18 protein-coding genes and 1 tRNA gene are annotated in these 19,061 nt (G+C 71.4%); 12 read left to right on the top strand and 7 right to left on the bottom strand.

The annotated features are described in order from the left end of the window. The 4 genes from LL946_RS15305 to argG all read right to left on the bottom strand — a co-directional run bounded on the left by LL946_RS15305 (position 1) and on the right by argG (position 4,338). Positions 1-1,179, bottom strand: coding sequence for an acyltransferase domain-containing protein (locus tag LL946_RS15305; RefSeq protein ID WP_404382126.1), 1,179 nt, complete (start codon positions 1,177-1,179; stop codon positions 1-3). Between the two features lie 78 nt (positions 1,180-1,257). After that, positions 1,258-2,463: a PucR family transcriptional regulator gene (locus tag LL946_RS15310; protein ID WP_404382128.1), complete on the bottom strand. Its 1,206-nt coding sequence runs from the start codon at positions 2,461-2,463 to the stop codon at positions 1,258-1,260. 78 nt (positions 2,464-2,541) lie between these two features. Continuing rightward, positions 2,542-2,811, bottom strand: a complete 270-nt coding sequence (locus LL946_RS15315; RefSeq protein WP_404382130.1) for a hypothetical protein — start codon at positions 2,809-2,811, stop codon at positions 2,542-2,544. 99 nt (positions 2,812-2,910) lie between these two features. Further along, entirely contained in the window at positions 2,911-4,338 is a 1,428-nt protein-coding gene (gene argG / locus LL946_RS15320) for an argininosuccinate synthase (RefSeq protein WP_404382132.1), read from the bottom strand. A 133-nt stretch (positions 4,339-4,471) separates the two neighbouring features. On the opposite strand from argG, the gene LL946_RS15325 reads away from it, so the two are divergent. The 5 genes from LL946_RS15325 to LL946_RS15345 all read left to right on the top strand — a co-directional run bounded on the left by LL946_RS15325 (position 4,472) and on the right by LL946_RS15345 (position 9,302). Continuing rightward, a complete protein-coding gene (locus LL946_RS15325) occupies positions 4,472-5,599 on the top strand; it encodes a glycerophosphodiester phosphodiesterase (protein WP_404382134.1) in 1,128 nt (375 codons plus the stop codon). A gap of 160 nt (positions 5,600-5,759) precedes the next feature. Further along, the gene (locus LL946_RS15330; RefSeq protein ID WP_404382136.1) at positions 5,760-6,740 is read left to right on the top strand and encodes an ABC transporter ATP-binding protein; all 981 of its coding nucleotides are present in this window, start codon (positions 5,760-5,762) and stop codon (positions 6,738-6,740) included. Beyond that, positions 6,737-7,597, top strand: a complete 861-nt coding sequence (locus LL946_RS15335) for an ABC transporter permease (RefSeq protein ID WP_404382138.1) — start codon at positions 6,737-6,739, stop codon at positions 7,595-7,597. The genes LL946_RS15330 and LL946_RS15335 overlap by 4 nt, the downstream gene beginning before the upstream one ends. Beyond that, positions 7,594-8,700, top strand: coding sequence for a sensor histidine kinase (locus tag LL946_RS15340; RefSeq protein ID WP_404382140.1), 1,107 nt, complete (start codon positions 7,594-7,596; stop codon positions 8,698-8,700). Before LL946_RS15335 ends, LL946_RS15340 begins: the two co-directional genes overlap by 4 nt. Next, positions 8,697-9,302 (top strand): response regulator, encoded by a 606-nt coding sequence (locus LL946_RS15345; protein WP_404382141.1) that lies wholly within the window; start codon positions 8,697-8,699, stop codon positions 9,300-9,302. Before LL946_RS15340 ends, LL946_RS15345 begins: the two co-directional genes overlap by 4 nt. 114 nt (positions 9,303-9,416) lie before the next feature. Here LL946_RS15345 and LL946_RS15350 read toward each other — a convergent pair whose 3' ends face one another. The 3 genes from LL946_RS15350 to aceE all read right to left on the bottom strand — a co-directional run bounded on the left by LL946_RS15350 (position 9,417) and on the right by aceE (position 14,195). Then, positions 9,417-9,728, bottom strand: a complete 312-nt coding sequence (locus LL946_RS15350) for a hypothetical protein (protein ID WP_404382143.1) — start codon at positions 9,726-9,728, stop codon at positions 9,417-9,419. An 80-nt stretch (positions 9,729-9,808) separates the two neighbouring features. Then, the gene (locus LL946_RS15355) at positions 9,809-11,209 is read right to left on the bottom strand and encodes a multicopper oxidase family protein (protein ID WP_404382145.1); all 1,401 of its coding nucleotides are present in this window, start codon (positions 11,207-11,209) and stop codon (positions 9,809-9,811) included. Positions 11,210-11,429: 220 nt separating this feature from the next. Then, entirely contained in the window at positions 11,430-14,195 is a 2,766-nt protein-coding gene (gene aceE / locus LL946_RS15360) for a pyruvate dehydrogenase (acetyl-transferring), homodimeric type (protein ID WP_404382147.1), read from the bottom strand. A gap of 105 nt (positions 14,196-14,300) precedes the next feature. Here aceE and LL946_RS15365 point away from each other — a divergent pair, with 105 nt between their 5' ends. The 7 genes from LL946_RS15365 to LL946_RS15395 all read left to right on the top strand — a co-directional run bounded on the left by LL946_RS15365 (position 14,301) and on the right by LL946_RS15395 (position 19,044). Continuing rightward, on the top strand, positions 14,301-14,804 hold the full coding sequence (locus LL946_RS15365) for a PH domain-containing protein (RefSeq protein WP_404382149.1): 504 nt from the start codon (positions 14,301-14,303) through the stop codon (positions 14,802-14,804). Then, positions 14,801-16,414 carry a PH domain-containing protein gene (locus LL946_RS15370; protein ID WP_404382151.1) on the top strand — a complete coding sequence of 538 codons (1,614 nt, stop codon included), beginning with the start codon at positions 14,801-14,803 and terminating at the stop codon, positions 16,412-16,414. Before LL946_RS15365 ends, LL946_RS15370 begins: the two co-directional genes overlap by 4 nt. Before the next feature lie 6 nt (positions 16,415-16,420). Next, positions 16,421-16,861, top strand: a complete 441-nt coding sequence (locus LL946_RS15375) for a DUF3052 domain-containing protein (protein ID WP_404382153.1) — start codon at positions 16,421-16,423, stop codon at positions 16,859-16,861. Between the two features lie 25 nt (positions 16,862-16,886). After that, on the top strand, positions 16,887-17,360 hold the full coding sequence (locus LL946_RS15380; protein WP_404382155.1) for a peroxiredoxin: 474 nt from the start codon (positions 16,887-16,889) through the stop codon (positions 17,358-17,360). A 48-nt stretch (positions 17,361-17,408) separates the two neighbouring features. Then, positions 17,409-17,481, top strand: a tRNA-Val gene (locus LL946_RS15385). Position 17,482: 1 nt separating this feature from the next. Further along, entirely contained in the window at positions 17,483-18,310 is an 828-nt protein-coding gene (locus LL946_RS15390; RefSeq protein WP_404382157.1) for a Nif3-like dinuclear metal center hexameric protein, read from the top strand. Next, positions 18,307-19,044, top strand: a complete 738-nt coding sequence (locus LL946_RS15395) for a zinc ribbon domain-containing protein (protein ID WP_404382159.1) — start codon at positions 18,307-18,309, stop codon at positions 19,042-19,044. Before LL946_RS15390 ends, LL946_RS15395 begins: the two co-directional genes overlap by 4 nt. The last annotated feature ends 17 nt before the right edge of the window (positions 19,045-19,061 follow it).

Genomic DNA, 19,061 nt, shown 5'->3' on the forward strand with positions numbered 1-19,061 from the left:
TCAGCCTTCCTGGGGGTGCAGACGGAGGACGGGCTGGCCGGGGGAGACGGGGTCGCCGTCCTCGACGAGCCACTCGACGATGCGGCCACCGTGCGGTGCGACGACCTCGTAGGTGTCGCGCAGGGTGCCGACGGTGGCCACGACGCTGCCGGCCTCGACCGCGGTGCCCACCTCGCTCGCGGTGAACGAGACCATGCCCTTGGCCGGGCTGATGACGAGGCGCCACGTCGGGTCCTGCACCGCGCCGGAGGTCCGGCCGTGCTCCTTGACCATGCGGTGCGCCTGCTCGAGGTCGTCGGGCGACTTCAGCGCGAGGATCTCGACGTCCTTGAGGACGCGCTTGGCGAGCCCGGCGAGGGTCCCGGCCGGCGGGATCTCGATGATGCCCGTGACGCCGAGCTCCTTGAAGGTCTCCATGGTGAGGTCCCAGCGGACCGGGTTGCTCACCTGGCTCACGAGGCGACCGAGCACCTCGCGACCGCTGTGGACGACGGCGCCGTCACGGTTGGACACGAGCGGCACGCGGGCGTCGTGGGTCGACATGGCCTTGGCGTAGCCGGACAGGACGTCGACGGCAGGCGCCATATGCTCGGTGTGGAAGGCGCCGGCGACCTTGAGGGGGATGACCCGCGCCTTGGCCGGCGGGTCGGCGGCGAGCGCGGCGAGCTGCTCCATCGTGCCGGCGGCGACGACCTGCCCGGCACCGTTGATGTTGGCGGGGGTGAGGCCGTGGCGGGTGATCGTCGCGGTGACGTCGTCCGGGTCACCGCCCATGACCGCGCTCATGCCGGTCGGCCGGACGGCGCTGGCCTGCGCCATGGCGCGGCCGCGCTCGCGGACGAAGACCATCGCCTGCTCGGCGGAGATGACGCCACCGGCCGCAGCCGCGGTGATCTCACCGACCGAGTGGCCGGCGCCGCCACCGACGAGGCGGAAGCCGTCGGCGGGGTGCTCGAAGAGCGCGAGCAGCGAGACGAGGCCCGAGGCGACGATGAGCGGCTGGGCGACCGCGGTGTCCTTGATGGTCTCCTCGTCCGACTCGGTGCCGTGCCGGACGAGGTCCATGCCGGCCACGGCGGAGAGCCAGCCGAGCCGTTCGCGCACGCCGGGGATGGCGAGCCAGGGGGTGAGGAAGCCGGGGGTCTGGGAGCCCTGTCCAGGGCAGACGATCACGAGCACCCCTTCAGCGTGTCGGCCCACGGCACCTCCCGGCGCGACCGGCGGCGACGATTCTCGACGCTGACTTCTGTAGGGTTCCTACAACTCGCGTGGAGAGGGGCGCGGCACGCGGGGACTCGGCTCCGGGGCTACTCGCCCGTAGGCCAGGGCGAGCCGCACGGTCTGCGCGTCATGGGGGTCGGTGAGGTCGTAGCCGATGGTGTCGGCGATCTTGGCGAGCCGGTAGCGGACCGTGTTGGGGTGGACGAACAGGGTGCGGGCGGTGCCCTCGAGGCCGAGGCCGCCGTCGAGGTACGCGGCCGCGGTCTCGAGCAGGTTGCCCCCACTGCTGGCCGACAGCGGCGCATAGACCCGCGACACCAGCGAGGCCCGCGCCGGCAGGTCGCCGAGCAGGGCGCGTTCGGCGAGGAGGTCGTCGCTGCGCACCGGGCGAGGGGCCTTCGGCCAGGCGAGCGCTGCGGTGTGACCGGAGAGCGCGGCGCGCGCGCTGCGCCCCGCGGCATACAGGTGTGGGACGACCGGACCGACGACGATCGGGCCGTCGCCGAAGGAGTCACCGAGGTGGGCCGCCGTCTCGAGCGCGTCCGAGACCTGCCCGGCGATGCAGACGACGCGACGGCCGTGGATCGCGACGAGGACCTCGACGCCGAACCGCTTCGCGCCGCGGTGCAGCTGGTCGACCACCTGTGCGGCGCCCGTGCTCGGGGTCGACCCGACGATGACGCACACGTCGCCCGTCGTGCCCCACCCCAGGGCCGAGGCCCTGGACTGCATCGAGTCGTCGGCCTCGCCACGGATGACGGCGTCGACGACGAGCGCCTCGAGCCTGGCGTCCCAGGCGCCGCGCGCCTCGGCGGCGTGGGCGTAGACCTCCGCTGCGGAGAAGGCGATCTCACGGCTGTAGAGGAGCACGGCCTCGCGGACCTTGACCTCGTCGCCGCGCGCGGCGAGCCCCATGGACTCGCGCTCGACGACGTCGACGACGGTGCGCACGAGGTCGAGGGTCTGGCCGAGGCTGATCGACCGGGTCAGCTCACGGGGCGCCGTGCCGAAGACGTCGGCCGTGACATGGGCGTGGTCCTGGCTGCCGGTCAACCACTCGATGAACGACCGGATCCCGGCCTGCGCGACGAGCCCGACCCACGACCGCTCCTCGGCGGGCAGCGACCGGTACCACTCGTGGTGGGTCTCCATCTGCTGCACCGCGGCGGCGCCGAGGTCGCCCGCAGCACGCTCGACTCGGCGCCGGGTCGCCGCTGACGGGCGGCTTCTCGAGGTGGCCACGTCGCGAGTCTATTTGTATGCCGTGCACAACGTGCTTCCTGTGTCCACCGTCGTCCGCGTGGTGACCGTGATCGCTGGTCAGGCCTGCCAGCCGAGGAGCGACTCACCGAGGGTCATCGACAGCCACCACACCGCTGCGGCGACGAAGGGCATCGCGAGGATGGGCCACGGGTACCTGGCGAACCACCGTATCGCGGTCGCGAGGAGGGCGAGCCAGAAGGCGAGCAGCAGGACGATCGCCCAGAAGGGCGCCGCGAGTCCTGACGCCACGTAGAACGGCAGGACCGCGAAGAGGCCCAGCACGCCCAGCGTCGCCGCCACCCGCTCGATGATGCGTTGTCGATCCACGCGCCCAGCATCCCGTACCGGCCCTCGGCTGCTCGGCCAAACGGCAAGAGTCGCCACGGTGGTCCCCACGTGTGGCGAGGGGACCGCGCCGGGCGGTCGTCAGTCGGTGCCGAACTCCATGGCCGCGCGGTCGAGGGCGTCGTCGTCGGGGCCGTCGGCGACCGGGTTGTCGGTGATCCGGTCGTACCCGCCGGCGGGCAGGTCGCCGAAGAGCGTGCCGTTCTCGACGAGCAGCTGACCCTGGTCCACGGGCTGGCTTGCGTAGAGCTCGAGCTTGGCGCGGCTGTCCGCGATGTCGAGGTTGCGCATGGTCAGCTGGCCGATCCGGTCCAGGGGTCCGAACGCGGCGTTCTCGACACGCTCCATGGAGAGCTTGTCGGGGTGGTAGCTGAAGTTCTCGCCGGTCGTGTCGACGATCGAGTAGTCGTCGCCGCGACGCAGCCGGAGGGTGACCTCGCCGGTGACGACCGAGGCGATCCACCGCTGGATGGCCTCACGCAGCATGAGCGACTGGGGGTCGAGCCAGCGGCCCTCGTAGAGCAGCCGGCCGAGACGGCGGCCCTCGGCGTGGTAGTTGGCGATGGTGTCCTCGTTGTGCACGGCGTTGAGCAGCCGCTCGTAGGCGATGTGCAGCAGGGCCATGCCCGGTGCCTCGTAGATGCCACGGGACTTGGCCTCGATGATCCGGTTCTCGATCTGGTCGGACATGCCGAGACCGTGGCGACCACCGATGGTGTTGGCGAGGTCGACGAGGGCGACCGGATCGAGGTCCTCCCCGTTGATCGCGACGGGACGGCCCTGGACGAACCGGACCCTCACGTCCTCCTGCTCGATGGCGACCGACTGGTCCCAGTGCTTGACGCCCATGATCGGCTCGACGATCTCCATCGACTCGTCGAGGTGCTCGAGCGTCTTGGCCTCGTGCGTCGCGCCCCAGATGTTGGCGTCGGTCGAGTAGGCCTTCTCCGCGCTGGCCCGGTAGGGGAGCTTGCGCGCGGTGAGCCACTCGCTCATCTCGTGCCGACCACCGAGCTCGCTGACGAAGGCCGCGTCCAGCCACGGCTTGTAGATCCGCAGGCCGGGGTTGGCGAGCAGCCCGTAGCGGTAGAACCGCTCGATGTCGTTGCCCTTGAAGGTCGAGCCGTCGCCCCAGATCGACACGTCGTCGGCCTGCATGGCGCGCACCAGCAGGGTGCCGGTGACGGCGCGGCCCAGGGGAGTGGTGTTGAAGTACGTCCTGCCGCCGCTGCGGATGTGGAAGGCGCCGCACGCGAGCGCGGACAGGCCCTCCTCGACCAGCGCGCTACGGCAGTCGACGAGCCGCGCGACCTCGGCGCCGTACTCGCCGGCCCGCTCCGGGACCGTGTCGATCTCGGGCTCGTCGTACTGCCCGAGATCGGCGGTGTAGGTGCAGGGCACCGCGCCTTGCTCGCGCATCCAGGCGACGGCGACGGAGGTGTCGAGACCTCCGGAGAAGGCGATGCCGACGCGCTCGCCGACGGGCAGGGAAGTGAGTACCTTGGACACGTTGCAAGACTATACAGTCGGGCGCATAACCACAAATGCCGGCGTATGCCGTGGCTCGCTGGTCGGGCACCCGTCACCTGCCGTCCAACTCCTCGACAGGCGATGACACCGTCACCGTCCTACGTTGGACGACATGAACCGACCTCTCCTCTCCGTCCTCCTCGCTGCCGGCGTGGCCCTGTCGTCCGTGGCCGCCACGGCTCCCGCAGGCGCCGACGCGCCGCCGTCCTCCAGCGGCCGTGCGAAGTTCACCGAGCCGCTGGTCCACGCCCACCGCGGCGCGTCCGGCTACCGGCCGGAGCACACCCTCGCGGCCTACCGCCTGGCCGTGGAGCAGGGCGCCGACTACATCGAGCCGGACCTCGTCATGACCAAGGACGGCGTCCTCATCGACCGCCACGAGCCCGAGATCGGCGGCACGACCGACGTCGCGGACCACCCGGAGTTCGCCGACCGGCGGGTCACCAAGCAGCTCGACGGTGACGCGGTCACCGGATGGTGGGTCGAGGACTTCACCCTCGCCGAGCTCAAGACCCTGCGCGCCGAGGAGCGACTGCCGGCGCTGCGTCCCGAGAGCGCGAGCTTCGACGGGCAGTTCGAGGTGCCGACCCTCGCCGAGGTCCTCGCGCTGCGCGAGCAGCTCAGTGCCGAGACCGGTCGCACGATCGGGGTCATCCCCGAGATCAAGCACTCGACCTTCCTCCACGATGCTGGCCTCGACCCCGAGGTCGCCCTCATGGACGAGCTCGAGGAGCACGGGCTCAACAGGCCCAACGCCGCCCTGTGGGTGCAGAGCTTCGAGCTCACCCCGCTCGTCCGGCTGGACGACGAGCTCGGCTACAGGGCCAACCTCGTCTTCCTCGTCAGCGCCAGCGGCCGCCCGTACGACCTCGAGGCGCAGGGCGACCCGCGCACCTACACCGACCTGCTCACCCCGGACAGCCTCAAGGCGCTCGTCAAGGACGTGGACGGGCTCGGCGTCGACAAGAGCCGGGTCATCCCGCGCCGCAGCGACGGCACCCTCGGCACGCCGACCGCCCTCGTCGGCAACGCGCACGCCGTCGGGCTCGACGTCACGCCGTGGACGTTCCGGGCCGAGAACCAGTTCCTGCCGGTCGACTACCGCATCGGGACCAACCCGGCGACGCATGGCCGCATGGCCGACGAGGTGACCCGCTTCTTCGAGGCCGGTGTCGACGGTGTCTTCTGCGACCAGCCCGACATCTGCGTCGCGGCCCGTTCGGAGTTCCTCGCCCGCTGACGGTCGACTGACTGCCCGGGGACCACCGGATGCGGCGCCCTCAGGCGCCGATCCGGTGGTTCTCGGGCAAGAAGTCACGGGTTCTCCCTGACAGATGTCACGGTGAGGTCGTGTCTCCCGGCACTGTCGTCGAACCCCCTCGGCGGCCGAGCCTTGGGGCATGACCCACCACGACAGTCCCGCCGTCGAGCTGACGGCCCTCACCAAGTCCTTCCAGAGCCGCGCCGGGGACGTCCGGGCGGTGCGCGGCATCGACCTCACGATCGCCCGCGGCGAGGTCGTCGCGATCCTCGGGCCCAACGGCGCCGGCAAGACGACGACCCTCGACCTGGTCCTCGGGCTCGCCACCCCGACCTCGGGAGCCGTGCGGGTCCTGGGCCGCGCGCCGCGTGACGCGGTCCGCGCCGGTGAGGTCTCGGCCGTCCTCCAGACCGGCGGACTGCTGCGAGACCTCACGGTGCGCGAGACGGTCGAGCTCATCGCGAGCACGTATGCCGTCCACGCACCGGTCGAGGACGTCCTGCGGCGCGCGAACCTCACCGCCCTCGGACGGCGCGGGGTCTCGACGTGCTCCGGCGGCGAGCAACAGCGTCTTCGTTTCGCCCTGGCGCTCCTGCCCGACCCCGAGCTGCTCGTCCTCGACGAGCCGACCGCCGGCATGGATGTCTCCGCGCGCCATGCGTTCTGGGAGTCGATGCACGCGGAGGCAGCGGCCGGCCGCACCATCCTCTTCGCGACGCACTACCTCGAGGAGGCCGACAGCTTCGCGAGCCGCATCGTGCTCGTCGCCGCCGGGCAGGTCGTCGCCGACGGTCCCACGGACGTCGTCCGCGGCCGGGCGCTGGGCCGCACCGTGGCCGCCCGCCTCGACCTCGACCTCGTCGATGCGGCTGCCACCCACCTGAGTGCGTTCCCGACCGTCCACGACGTCCGCGTCGACCGCGACCGTCTGACCGTGACGACGTCGGACTCCGACGCCGTGGCCCGAGCCCTGCTCACCTCGCTCGGTGGCCGCGACCTCGAGGTCACCACCGGCTCGCTCGAGTCCGCCTTCCTCGCCCTCACCGACGCCACAGCCGCGACCTCAGCCACAACCACGACCACAGCCACGGCCACGACGAGCGAAGGAGCCGCAGCATGAGCGCCGCGACCACGACCCCCGCCAGCCGACCCGGCGTCACGCCCCGCCGCGCCACTGAGCACCCCGGTCACGCGGCGAGCCAGCCGAGGACGCGAGGGGAGCGGACGGCATACGTGCGGTTGGAGCTGCGCCGCATCCTGCGTGACCTCGTCACGTTGTTCTTCGTCGTGGGCCTGCCGGGCTTCATGTACGTGCTCTTCGGCGCCAGCGCCGGCTACTCGCAGCAGGAGGCCGGCAACGGCAACGTGGCCCTCTACGTCATGATCTCGATGGCGGCCTACGGCGCGGTCACCGCGACCGTGGGCATCGGCGGCTCGGCCGCGGTCGAGCGGATGCAGGGCTGGGGGCGCCAGCTCGGTCTCACGCCGCTGGGCGACGGGACCTACGTCGCGACCAAGGCGGTCGTCGCGCTCGTCGTGGCCACGCTGCCGATCGTCGTCGTCTACGTCCTGGGACTGCTCACGGGAGCCGAGGGCACCGTGACGGCCTGGCTCGGGAGCGCGGCGATCCTCGTCGTGGGGGCGGTGATGTTCGCGCTGTACGGGCTGATCTTCGGTCTGGCCTTCCGGTCCGAGGCAGCCGTCTCGGCGGCGTCCGGCTCGCTCGTCGTCCTGGGCTTCCTCGGCAACATCTTCTTCCCGCTGAGCGGCTTCCTCCTCGAGCTCGCCCGGTTCACCCCGCTGTACGGCTACGTGTCGTTGGCGCGCTACCCGTTGACCGGGGGCGACGTCATCGACTCCGAAGGTGGCCTCGTCCATGAGGCGCTGTGGATGTCGGTGACTAACGTTGCGGTGTGGACGGTGATCTTCGCGGTGCTCGCGACGTGGCTCGTGCGTCGCAGCCGCGGCCGGCAGTGAGCGCGTCGTCCTCGGCGGCGAGGCCCGACCGGGCGATGGTGACCCATCCCTGGCAGCGGTGGGGCTGGGTCATGGGTGGGGTCTGGCTCGTCTTCCTCGCCTTCCCGATCGCCGGCGTCGTCGACAGCGGCGAGAGCCGGCCGCGGGTCGTCGCCGCGGTGGCGCTCTTCGTCCTCTTCGCGGCGGTCTACATCCGCGGGTTCCGGGCGGTCAGCCGAGCGCCCTCGGGCGCCGCGGTGGTCCGCGGTGGCGTCGTCCACCTGGTCGCGCTCCTGCTCATCTGCCTCGCGATCCACGTGCTCGTCGGTCCCGCGTCGGTCGGCGGCGGCCCCTACCTCGTCGCGCTCGCGATGTTCGCCCTGCCGATGTGGGCGGCGGTCGGGGTCACCGCGGTGGTCCTCGCCCTCACCGCCTGGCTCACGTCGGTCTCCAGTGAGCTGGCCGACACGTGGTACCTCTCCGGCATCGTCCTGCTCGTCGCGGTCGTCACCGCCGTGGTCCGCACCATCGAGCGGCGCGGCATCCTCCACGACGAGCTCGCCGCCGAGCTGACCGTCACGGCCGAGCGTGACCGGGTCGCCCGCGACGTCCACGACGTCATCGGCCACACCCTGACCGCGATGAGCCTCAAGGCCGACGTCGCGGAACGGCTCGTCGCCACCGACCCCGAGCGGGCTCGGCAGGAGATCGCCGAGGTCGGGGTGCTGAGCCGGCAGGCGCTCGCCGAGGTGCGTGCTGCCGTGGGCGGCATCCGTTCGGCCCGGCTCGACGACGAGATCGCGTCTGCCGAGCGGGTGCTCGCTTCCGCCGGCATCAGGGCTGACATGCCCGACGACCTCTCGGTGGTCGACCCACGCCACCGCGTGGTCGTCGCGTGGGTCCTGCGTGAGGCCGTCACCAACGTGGTCCGCCACAGCAACGCGTCCGTATGCCGTGTGGCCCTGGGGCCTGCGTCGCTCACCGTCGAGGACGACGGCCGGGGCCCGTCCGGGCTGCGCGAGGGCAACGGACTGCGTGGTGTGCGCGAGCGGGTCGACGCCGCCGGGGGAGTGTTGCGGGTGCTCGACGCCGCACCGGGCACGAGGCTCGAGGTGACCCTGTGATCCGGGTGCTCGTCGCCGACGACCAGGCCCTCGTCCGCGGGGCGATCGTCACGCTGCTCGGGCTGGAGCCGGACCTGGAGGTCGTCGCCGAGGCGGGGCGCGGCGACGAGGTACTCGGGCTCCTGTCGGCGCACGAGGTCGACGTGGCCCTCGTCGACGTCGAGATGCCCGGACTCGACGGCATCGAGGTGTGCCGGGCGATGACGGCTGCCGGGCTCGCGACCCGTGCGCTCGTCGTCACGACGTTCGGTCGCCCCGGGTTCGTGCGGCGGGCCCTCGAGGCCGGCGCCGCGGGCTTCGTCGTCAAGGACACCCCCGCCTCGGAGCTCGCCGACGCGGTGCGCCGCGTCCACGCGGGTGAGCGCGTCGTCGACGGGGCACTGGCCGCCGAGTCGCTCATCGAGGGCGCCAACCCGCTCACCGCGCGCGAGCAGGACGTCCTGCGAGCAGCCCTGTCCGGCGCGCCGATCGCCGTCGTCGCGAGGTCGGTCCACCTGTCCGAGGGCACGGTGCGCAACCACCTGTCCTCGGCGATGGCCAAGACGGCGACGTCGACCCGGGCCGAGGCCGCCAACCACGCGCGCGACCGCGGTTGGCTCTAAGAGGCGGACCGACGGCATACCCTCGCCTGTCCCACCCCACCACTGATTGCCCGTAGCGGCTGCGGCCGTGCCCGGGCACCGATCCGGATCCGCCGCTACGGGCAATCAGTGGGACTAGCGTCGCCGAGCCGTCGCGCGCAGCACGAGGCCGGCCAGGACGACGCCCATCGCCGCCAGCGCGGTCGTGTCGACCGCCGGGACGAAGCGCACCCGTCCGTCCTTGACCTCGTAGACCCCGATGCCGCGGACCATCCCGCCGAAGCCCGCGCCGCTGCCCAGCTCCTCGGAGCCCTGGCTGCCGCCTCCACCACCGATGGCGACGGCGACCGGGACGAGCAGGACGCCCGAGTGCTCGACGGGGGTGCCGAACACCCGGCGGACCCCAACCTGCTCGCCCACTCGCTCCAGGATGTCCTCAGGGGTCATGGCGCGCCTCCAGTGTCCGGTCGTGACGGCTGACGCTCCCAGCAGAGCACAGCTCGCAACGCGTGCGAAAGACCATCGGGTCACACCACCTGGAAGTTGAGCATCATGCCCGCGTCCTCGTGCTCGAGCTTGTGGCAGTGCATGAGGTAGCGACCCTTGAGGTCGAACCTCACGAGCACGTCGACGGACTCCTTGTCGAGCAGGAGCACCGTGTCCTTCCAGCCGCCCTCCCAGGCGAAGAGCCGGTTGCGGCCACCGCGCCGGGCGACGACCTGGAACGACGCGCCGTGGACGTGGATCGGGTGCGGCGGGTTGCCGTTGCCCACGAAGGTCCACTTCTCGACGACGCCGCTGGGGGTCTCGAAGCTGATCCGGTTCATGTCGTACTCGAGCCCGTTGACCTTCGTCATGCCGTCGAAGGTGAAGGTGCGGGAGCGGACCGGGTCGCGCAGGGGGGTGATGACCGACAGCTGGCTCGGCGGTGGGGTGAACGGCACCGTGACGGCCGCCGGCTTCGGCCGCAGCTCGAGCAGCGACCAGCCGGAGTCCCGGTCGACGACGAACAACGGTGCGGTCAGGCCGCGGAGGTCGACGAGCAGGTCGAGGCGTTCGGCGTTCGCCAGCAGAACCTCGCTGACCGCCACAGCCGTCGGCAGCAGGCCACCGTCGGTCCCGATGAGGCTCATGCTCGCCCCGTTCGACAGGGCGAGGCGGAAGAGCCGGGAGTTGGCGGCGTTGACGACCCGGAACCGGTAGACCGCCCGGTCGACCACGAGGTAGGGGGCGAGGGTGCCGTTGACCAGGGCGGTGTTCCCGAGGAAACCCGAGGCCCGGCCGTTGTAGGTCAGGGTGTTCATCTTGTCGAGGTTGGCGTCCCGGATGACGAGAGGCACTTCGTAGTCGCCGGAGGGCAGGAGCAGGGCGTCCTCCTCCGCGTCACGGACGATGAACGCTCCCTGCAGCCCCAGCGCGACCTGCTTGGCCGTCGCCCGGTGCGGGTGCGGGTGGTAGAAGCTCAGGCCGGCGCGCTGGCGGATCGGCAGGTCGTACTGGAACGACTGGTTGACGCCGAAGGCGTCGTGCGGCTGGCCGTCGACCGCGGTGGGGACGACCAGGCCGTGCCAGTGGACGGTGGTCTCCTCGGTGAGGCTGTTCGTGACCCTGATGGAGGCGGTCGTGCCGGTTCGGGCGACGAAGGTGGGTCCGGGGAAGTGCCCGTCGTAGGTCAGGGCTGAGCCGTCCTTGCCACCGAGGTTGATCTTGGTGCGTCCGGCGGTCAGGGTGCTCGGACCCTGCGTCGACAGGACCGGGGGGATGTGCAGCGGGTTGAGGTGGGCGGTGGGCGTCGCGCCGCCTCCGCCGGTCGGCGGTGCTGCGAACCCCGCGGTGGCCGGACCACCGACCGTGACGGCGATCCCGGCCACCGCGGAGAGGCGGAACAGGTCGCGACGCCCCAGTTCGCAGGTCGGGTGGGTGTTCATGGCGGTCCTTCCCTCATGCGCCGGAGAGGAGGGGGTAGAACCCGGGCCCCGGCACGCTCCGGGTCCTTGGGTCTCACGCTAGGACCGCGTCGCTCCAGCGGGCGGGGACCATGGTCCCCACACTCCGCGGTTGCCGCCACCCGGCACAAGGCGAGTTACGGCATACAGCACTGCGCCCGCCACCTCGATCGCGAGGTGACGGGCGCAGTGGGAGGACGGGTCAGGCGTCGCCGCCCTCGTTGCCGCTGGTGCCGGCGCGCACGTCGAGCAGGTCGTACTTCTCCGCGGCCTTGCCCGGCACGTCCGTGGCCACCTCGCCGCGAGCCGCGAGCACCTGGAGGGTGCGGACCGCGAGCGACGGGCCGTCGACGTGGAAGAAGCGTCGGGCGGCAGGCCGGGTGTCGGCGAAGCCGAAGCCGTCGGTGCCCAGCGAGTGGAACTCGCCGGGGACCCACTGCGCGATCTGGTCGGGGACGGCCCGCATGTAGTCGGAGGTCGCGAGCACCGGACCCTCGACGTCCGCGAGCCGCTGCGCGACGTAGGGAACGCGCGCCTCGTTCTCCGGGTGGAGGAAGGCCTCCTCGTCGCAGGACAGTCCGTCGCGGCGCAGCTCGCCCCACGAGGTCACCGACCAGACGTCGGCGGCGACTCCCCAGTGGTCGGCGAGCAGGCGCTGGGCCTCGAGGGCCCACGGGACGCCGACGCCCGAGGCGAGCAGCTGGGCCCGCGGCGGCTTGTGGGTCCAGCCCGTGGTGTCGGCCTTCTCGAGGAGGTACATGCCGCGCAGGATGCCCTCCGTGTCCACGCCCTCCGGCTCGGCCGGCTGCACGATCGGCTCGTTGTAGACGGTGAGGTAGTAGATGAGGTCCTCGGGGCTGTCGCCGTACATGCGCTCGAGACCGTCGCGCATGATGTGCCCGATCTCGTACCCATAGGCCGGGTCGTAGGCGACGACGGCAGGGTTGGTCGACGCGAGCAACGGGGAGTGGCCATCGGCGTGCTGGGTGCCCTCGCCGGTGAGCGTCGTGCGACCGGCGGTCGCGCCGATGAGGAAGCCACGCGCCATCTGGTCGGCTGCGGCCCAGATCGAGTCGCCGGTGCGCTGGAACCCGAACATCGAGTAGAAGATGTAGATCGGGATCATCGGCTCGCCGTGCGTCGAGTAGCTCGTCGCGGCGGCGGTGAAGGCGGCGACCGAGCCGGCCTCGTTGATGCCCAGGTGCAGGATCTGCCCCTGCTCGGACTCGCGGTAGCTGAGCATGAGGTCGTGGTCGACCGGCGTGTAGTTCTGCCCGTGCGGGTTGTAGATCTTCAGCGTCGGGAAGAAGCTGTCCATACCGAACGTGCGCGCCTCGTCCGGGATGATCGGCACGACCCGCTTGCCGAACTCCTTGTCGCGCATGAGGTCCTTGAGCAGGCGGACGAACGCCATCGTCGTCGCGATGGTCTGCTTGCCCGAGCCCTTCTTGACCTGCTTGTAGGCCTCGTCACCTGGCAGCGAGAGCTGGGCGTACTTGCTGCGGCGCTGGGGGATCGGACCGCCGAGCTCGCGACGGCGCTCGAGCATGTACTGGAGCGTCGGGTCGTTCTCACCGGGGTGGAAGTACGGCGGCTGGTAGGGGTTCTCCTCGATCTGCGCGTCCGTGATCGGGAGGCGCAGGACGTCGCGGTAGCCCTTGAGGTCGTCGACCGTCATCTTCTTCATCTGGTGCGTCGCGTTGCGGCCGGCGAAGCCCTTGCCGAGCGAGTAGCCCTTGATGGTGTGCGCGAGGACGACGGTCGGCTGGCCGGTGTGGTTCACCGCGGCCTGGTAGCCGGCGAAGACCTTGCGGTAGTCGTGGCCCCCGCGCTGGAGGTCGTGCCAGATCTGGTCGTCCGTGAGGCCCTCGACCATCTTGCGGGTGCGGGGGTCGCGGCCGAAGAAGTGCTCGCGGACGTAGGCCCCGTCGTTGGCGCGGAACGTCTGGTAGTCACCGTCGGTCGTCGTGTTCATGATGTGCTTGAGGGCGTGGTCGCGGTCGGCGGCGAGCAGCGGGTCCCAGCCGCGGCCCCAGATGACCTTGACGACGTTCCAGCCGGCGCCGCGGAAGAAGGCCTCGAGCTCCTGGATGATCTTGCCGTTGCCGCGCACCGGCCCGTCGAGGCGCTGGAGGTTGCAGTTGACGACGAACGTCAGGTTGTCGAGCTCCTCGTATGCCGCGAGCTGGAGCAGGCCGCGTGCCTCCGGCTCGTCCATCTCGCCGTCACCGAGGAAGGCCCAGACGCGCTGGTCGCTCGTGTCCTTGATGCCGCGGTGCTGGAGGTACTTGTTGAACTGAGCCTGGTAGATCGCGTTCATCGGGCCGATGCCCATCGACACCGTCGGGAACTGCCAGTAGTCCGGCATCATCCGCGGGTGCGGGTAGGACGACAGGGCCCGGATCTTCCCGTCGACGAGGTGGCTCTTCTCCTGGCGGAACCCGTCGAGGTCGGTCTCGCCGAGGTGGCCCTCGAGGAAGCTGCGGGCGTACATGCCGGGGGAGGCGTGACCCTGGAAGAAGATCTGGTCGCCACCGCCGGGGTGGTCCTGACCGCGCCAGAAGTGGTTGAAGCCGACCTCGTAGAGGGTCGCGGCGGAGGCGTAGGTGGAGATGTGGCCGCCGACACCGACTCCGGGGCGCTGGGCGCGGTGCACCATGACCGCGGCGTTCCAGCGGATCCAGCGGCGGTACTGGCGCTCGACCTCCTCGTCGCCGGGGAACCAGGGCTCCTGCTCCTGGTCGATGCTGTTGATGTAGTCGGTTGCCGTGAGCGACGGGACGCCGACCTGGTTCTCGCGGGCACGCTCGAGCAGCCGCAGCATGAGGTAGCGCGCGCGCTGGCGGCCGCCCTCGTCGATCACCTGGTCGAGCGAGTCCAACCACTCCGAGGTCTCCTCGGGGTCGATGTCGGTGAGGCTGCTCGGGAGGCCATTGAGGATCGGTCCGGCTTCCTCGCGAAACGTCACGACGGTGTCCCTTCTTCTTGCGGATGCGACCTGGAGGTGGTCGCGACCATCCTGTCACTGGGGAGTGGCCGCCGTCACACTCGGGTCGGCAGGCAGGATGGGGGCATGACAACCGAGCTCGACCCGGGCGCTGTCACCCTCCGCGGGGACGAGCTTCCGTGGCGGAAGGTCAGCCCCGCCCTGCGCGCCGTCCGACTCATCACGCTCTTCTCGTGGCTGCTGCCGTTCCTCGTCGCGTTCGCGGTGCTGTCGGTGCTGGTGTCGACGTGGTTCTGGATCGGCGCCGCGGTGGTCGCCGCCGTGCTCGCTTGGGGTGCGTGGCTCATCGGGCGCCAGGTCTCCGCCATCACGTGGATCGAGCTGCCTGACGAGATCGTCATCCGCAAGGGCAGGCTGTTCCGCTCACTGGTGAGCATCCCCTACGGCCGGCTCCAGTACATCGACGTCGAGTCCGGGCCCCTGATGCGGTCGCGCGGCATCGCGTCGTGCGAGTTCCACACCGCCTCTCCCGAGAGCGGCGGCACCCTGCCGGGCCTGCCCGTGGACGAGGCCGAGGCGTTGCGTGGACGTCTCGCCGCCCGCGGTGAGGCGCAGCGAGCGGGCCTGTGACAGAACAGGATTCGTCAGCCTCGAGCCCGCAGGCTCGCAGCCGGGACGATCGCGCGCTGCACGAGTGGCAGCACCTCCACCCGTTGTCGCCGATCCTGCGCGGCGGGGTCGTCGGGGTCGCGATCATCGGGTATGCCGTGACGCAGTTCGTCGACGACATCTTCCGTGGCCTCGGGGGCGGTGGCGACCGGGACGACTCCGACGAGACGACCGACCGCGGGCTGCGCGAGGGGCTGGGCTTCCTCTTCGACCACTCGCTCGTGGCGAGCGCGGTCATCGTCGCGGGGCTGGCCGTCATCGGGCTCATCGGCTGGCTCTCCTGGCGCTACTCGAAGTTCCGGGTGGCAGCGGGCCAGATCGAGCTGCGCAAGGGCTGGCTCTTCCGCGAGCACCGCCAGGTGCCGCTCGAGCGCGTCCAGGCCATCGAGATCAGCCGCCCGCTGCTGGCCCAGCTCACCGGTCTCTCGCAGGTCATCGTCCAGTCGGCAGGTGGGGGCGACTCCCACCTCAAGCTCGCCTTCCTCGGCGCCGGCCGCGCGGAGGAGGTCAGGCGTGAGCTGGTCGCCCTGGCCGGCCGGCGCGACGAGGCCCCACCCGGTGCCGTCACCCTTGCCCGCGTGGGCGCGGACGGGGCCCCGTCGGCCACGACGACCGCGCCGGTCGACCCCGACGAGGGCCGCGAGGTCCTGCGCGTGCCCAACTCACGGCTCTTCGTCGCGACGATCCTGCACGGCGGCACGATCTTCCTCGGCGCGGTGGCGTTGCTGACCGCGAGCGTGGCGATCGCGGCATACGGCTCCTCCTTCGAGGCCCTGACCGGAGCCGCGATCGCGCTCCCGGCCCTGGGCCCGCTCGCGTTCGGCATCGTCGTCAACCGCGTCGGCGAGCTGCTCAAGCACGGCAACTTCCGCCTCGCCGACACCGGGTCCGCCGCCCGCATCCAGCACGGCCTGACCGACAAGCGCACGACGACCGTGCCGCTGCACCGCATCCAGGCCGTCGGCATGGTGCAGCCCCTGTGGTGGCGACCCCTGGGGTGGTGGCGGGTCAACGTCAACGTCGCCGGGATCGGCCATGACCCGACGGGCAACGACGACAAAAACGACACGACCGTGCTGCCCGTGGGCACTCTCGACCAGGCGCTCGAGGTGCTCGCCCTGCTCGACCCCGCCCTGTCCGCGGACGACCTGCGCCGCGCCGCCCTCGGCGACGGACGCGAGGGTGGCTGGACGCTCGTCTCGGAACGAGCCAAGGTCTTCGACCGGCTCAGCTGGCGGCGCAGCGGCTTCGCGGCCTCACCGCACTCGCTCATGGTCCGGTCCGGTCGCTACTGGCGCCGCGTCTCGGTGATGCCGCACGCTCGCGTCCAGTCGCTCACCCTGGCGCAGGGCCCCCTCGACCGGCGGCTGGACCTCGCCACGGTGACCCTCGTCTCGACGCCCGGACCGGTGTCGGTCTCGATCCAGCACCTGGCGGCCGGAACGGCGGCCGAGCTGCTGCGCGAGGAGGCCGCACGAGCGCGCGATGCCCGTCAAATCTCCCGAAGCGCTTGCACGAGCGACGATCTTCCTAGTCAACTAGAGCCCCCAGCACCGTTCGAGGAGAGGTAGCCGACCGTGAACACCCCTGCAGCACCCGCCGCCGACCCGGGGTCAGCCGACCCCGGCATCGTCGGACGCCTCGGCTTCGCCGCCGAGCAGATCGTGCAGGAGTTCGGCTGGGACGGTGACGTCGCCGACGACTTCCGGTTCGCCGTCGAGGACGTCATCGGCTCGGACCTCGAGGACGAGGACTACACCGGGGAGACCGATGCGGTGCTCCTCTGGTGGCGGGCGGGCGACGGCGACCTCACCGACGCACTGGTCGACCTCGTCGGCGTGCTCCAGGAGGGCGGCTTCGTCGTCGCGCTCACTCCCAAGGACCGCGGCAACGGCGCGGTCGACCCGGCCGAGATCGACGAGGCCGCCGGAACCGCGGGGCTCCACACCGCCGGGGCCTTCCACGCCGCCTCGGGCTGGCGTGCCACCAAGCTCGTCGCACCCAAGGGTCGCCGCTGAGCGACCCTGCGGCAGACTGCACGGCATGAGCGACGTCCTCACCGGTCTCCCCGTCGGGGAGCGGGCACCCCTGTTCACCCTGCGTGACCAGAACGGCGCCGACGTCTCGCTCGCCGACCACCTCGGCCGTCGCCACGTGCTCCTCGTCTTCTACCCGTGGGCCTTCTCGGGCATCTGCACCGGAGAGCTCACCGAGATCCGCGACAACCTCGGCAGCTACGTCACCGAGGACGTCCAGGTCCTCACCATCTCTTGCGACGCGATGTTCTCGCTGCGGGCCTACGCCGACCGCGACGGCTACTTCTTCCCCCTCCTCTCGGACTTCTGGCCGCACGGCGAGGTCGCCCGCGCGTACGGCGTCTTCGACGAGAAGGCCGGCGTCGCCCGGCGCGGCACCTTCCTCGTCGCCCCCGACGGGACCATCCGCTGGTCCCTCGTCACCGGCATCGGCGAACGCCGGGACTTCAGCGGCTACCACGACGCACTCGCCCGCGCCTGAGCGAGGGCTGACACAATGGGCAACCGACCGCGGCCGAGCGTCGCGTCGGGGCCTGTAGCTCAGTTGGTAGAGCACCGCGTTTACACCGCGGGTGTCGTCGGTTCGAGGCCGGCCGGGCCCACGTGACCCACACCCTTCGGGACGTCGTCGACGTCCTCGACCGCCTCTTCCCGCCGGACACCGCCCAGAGCTGGGACCAGGTCGGCCTCGTGACGGGGGACCCGGAGCAGCCGGTCGAGCGCATCCTGCTCGCCCTCGACCCGACCCTGGCCGTCATCGAGGAGGCGCGCGACCTCCACGCCGACCTGCTCGTCACGCACCACCCGCTGCTCATGCGCGGGATCCACTCGGTGGCGACGACCAGCGCCAAGGGCGCGAGTGTCACCGGACTCATCGTGGGCGACATCGCGCTCTACGTGGCGCACACCAACGCCGACGTCGCGACCGCCGGGGTGTGCGAGGCGCTCGCGGCCGCCGCCGGGCTCACCGACACCGCGCCCCTGACCGTCGTCGAGGACCAGCCGCTGGGTCGGGTCGGACGCCTTGCCGCACCGACGACGTTGGGGGCCTTCGCCACCGCCCTGCATGCCGCCCTCCCGGCCGCCGCTCCGGGCCTGCGCGTCGCGGGCCCGGCCGACGCGGTCGTCGAGACCGTCGCCGTGCTCGGGGGAGCGGGAGACGACCAGTTCGCCGCGGTCCGGGCGAGCGGGGCCGACGTCTACGTCACCGCTGACCTGCGCCACCACCCCGCGCTCGAGGCTCGTGAGGAGTCCCGAGGCGGCCCGCCCCACCTCGTCGACGCCGGCCACTGGTCGAGTGAGGCCGTGTGGCTGCCGACCCTGCGGGACGCCCTCTCGGGTGCACTTAGGGTGGACATCGACATCAGCACAGTGCGCACCGACCCGTGGACGTTCACGGTCGGGGCAACCAACCTCGGAGGTATGCCGTGAAAGCCGACCCAGCGCGCCAGTCAAGGCTGCTCGACCTCCAGGCCATCGACACCCGGCTGTCGCAGATCGAGCACGCCCGCAGGACCATCCCCCAGCTCGCCGAGATCGCGGACCTCGAGGGCAAGGCGCGCCTGCTCGACGACCAGCTCGTCCGGTCGCGCACCGAGCTCGGTGACGTCAAGCGTGAGATCACCAAGGCCGAGGGCGACGTCCAGCAGGTGCGTGACCGGGCCACCCGTGACCAGCAGCGCCTCGACTCCGGTGTCGGGACCGCCAAGGACCTCACGGCGATCCAGCACGAGCTGGGATCCCTCGCTCGCCGACAGGCTGAGCTCGAGGAGATCGAGCTCGAGGTCATGGTGCGCGCCGAGGCGATCGAGTCCGACGTCGCCGAGCTCGAGCGCGGTCGCGCCGAGCTGACCGAGCGCCTCACGGCCCTCGAGTCAGTGCGTGACGAGCGCCTGGCCCAGCTCGAGGCGGAGGAGCGCCAAGTCGGTGGGCCGCGCGACACCGTCGTCGACGAGGTCGGCGAGGACCTCGTGGCCCTCTACGAGAAGATCCGCACCACGAGCGGCACCGGAGCGGCCCCGCTCCGGCAGCGTCGGTGCGGCGGCTGCCAGCTCGAGCTCAACCCGGTCGAGCTCCGCACCATCAAGGACGCTCCCGAGGACCAGGTGCTGCGCTGCGAGGAGTGCCGCCGGATCCTCGTGCGCACCCCGGAGTCCGGTCTCTGAACGACCCGCGACCGCAG

The sequence above is a fragment of the Knoellia locipacati genome (assembly GCF_044791685.1).
Taxonomy (GTDB): Bacteria; Actinomycetota; Actinomycetes; order Actinomycetales; family Dermatophilaceae; genus Knoellia; species Knoellia locipacati_A.

Bases quoted from the DNA above. Each gene is read 5' to 3' on its own strand.
- LL946_RS15325 (WP_404382134.1), top strand. From the start codon at position 4,472: ATGAACCGACCTCTCCTCTCCGTCCTCCTCGCTGCCGGCGTGGCCCTG.
- LL946_RS15330 (WP_404382136.1), top strand. From the start codon at position 5,760: ATGACCCACCACGACAGTCCCGCCGTCGAGCTGACGGCCCTCACCAAG.
- LL946_RS15335 (WP_404382138.1), top strand. From the start codon at position 6,737: ATGAGCGCCGCGACCACGACCCCCGCCAGCCGACCCGGCGTCACGCCC.
- LL946_RS15350 (WP_404382143.1), bottom strand. From the start codon at position 9,728: ATGACCCCTGAGGACATCCTGGAGCGAGTGGGCGAGCAGGTTGGGGTC.
- LL946_RS15355 (WP_404382145.1), bottom strand. From the start codon at position 11,209: ATGAACACCCACCCGACCTGCGAACTGGGGCGTCGCGACCTGTTCCGC.
- LL946_RS15365 (WP_404382149.1), top strand. From the start codon at position 14,301: ATGACAACCGAGCTCGACCCGGGCGCTGTCACCCTCCGCGGGGACGAG.
- LL946_RS15380 (WP_404382155.1), top strand. From the start codon at position 16,887: ATGAGCGACGTCCTCACCGGTCTCCCCGTCGGGGAGCGGGCACCCCTG.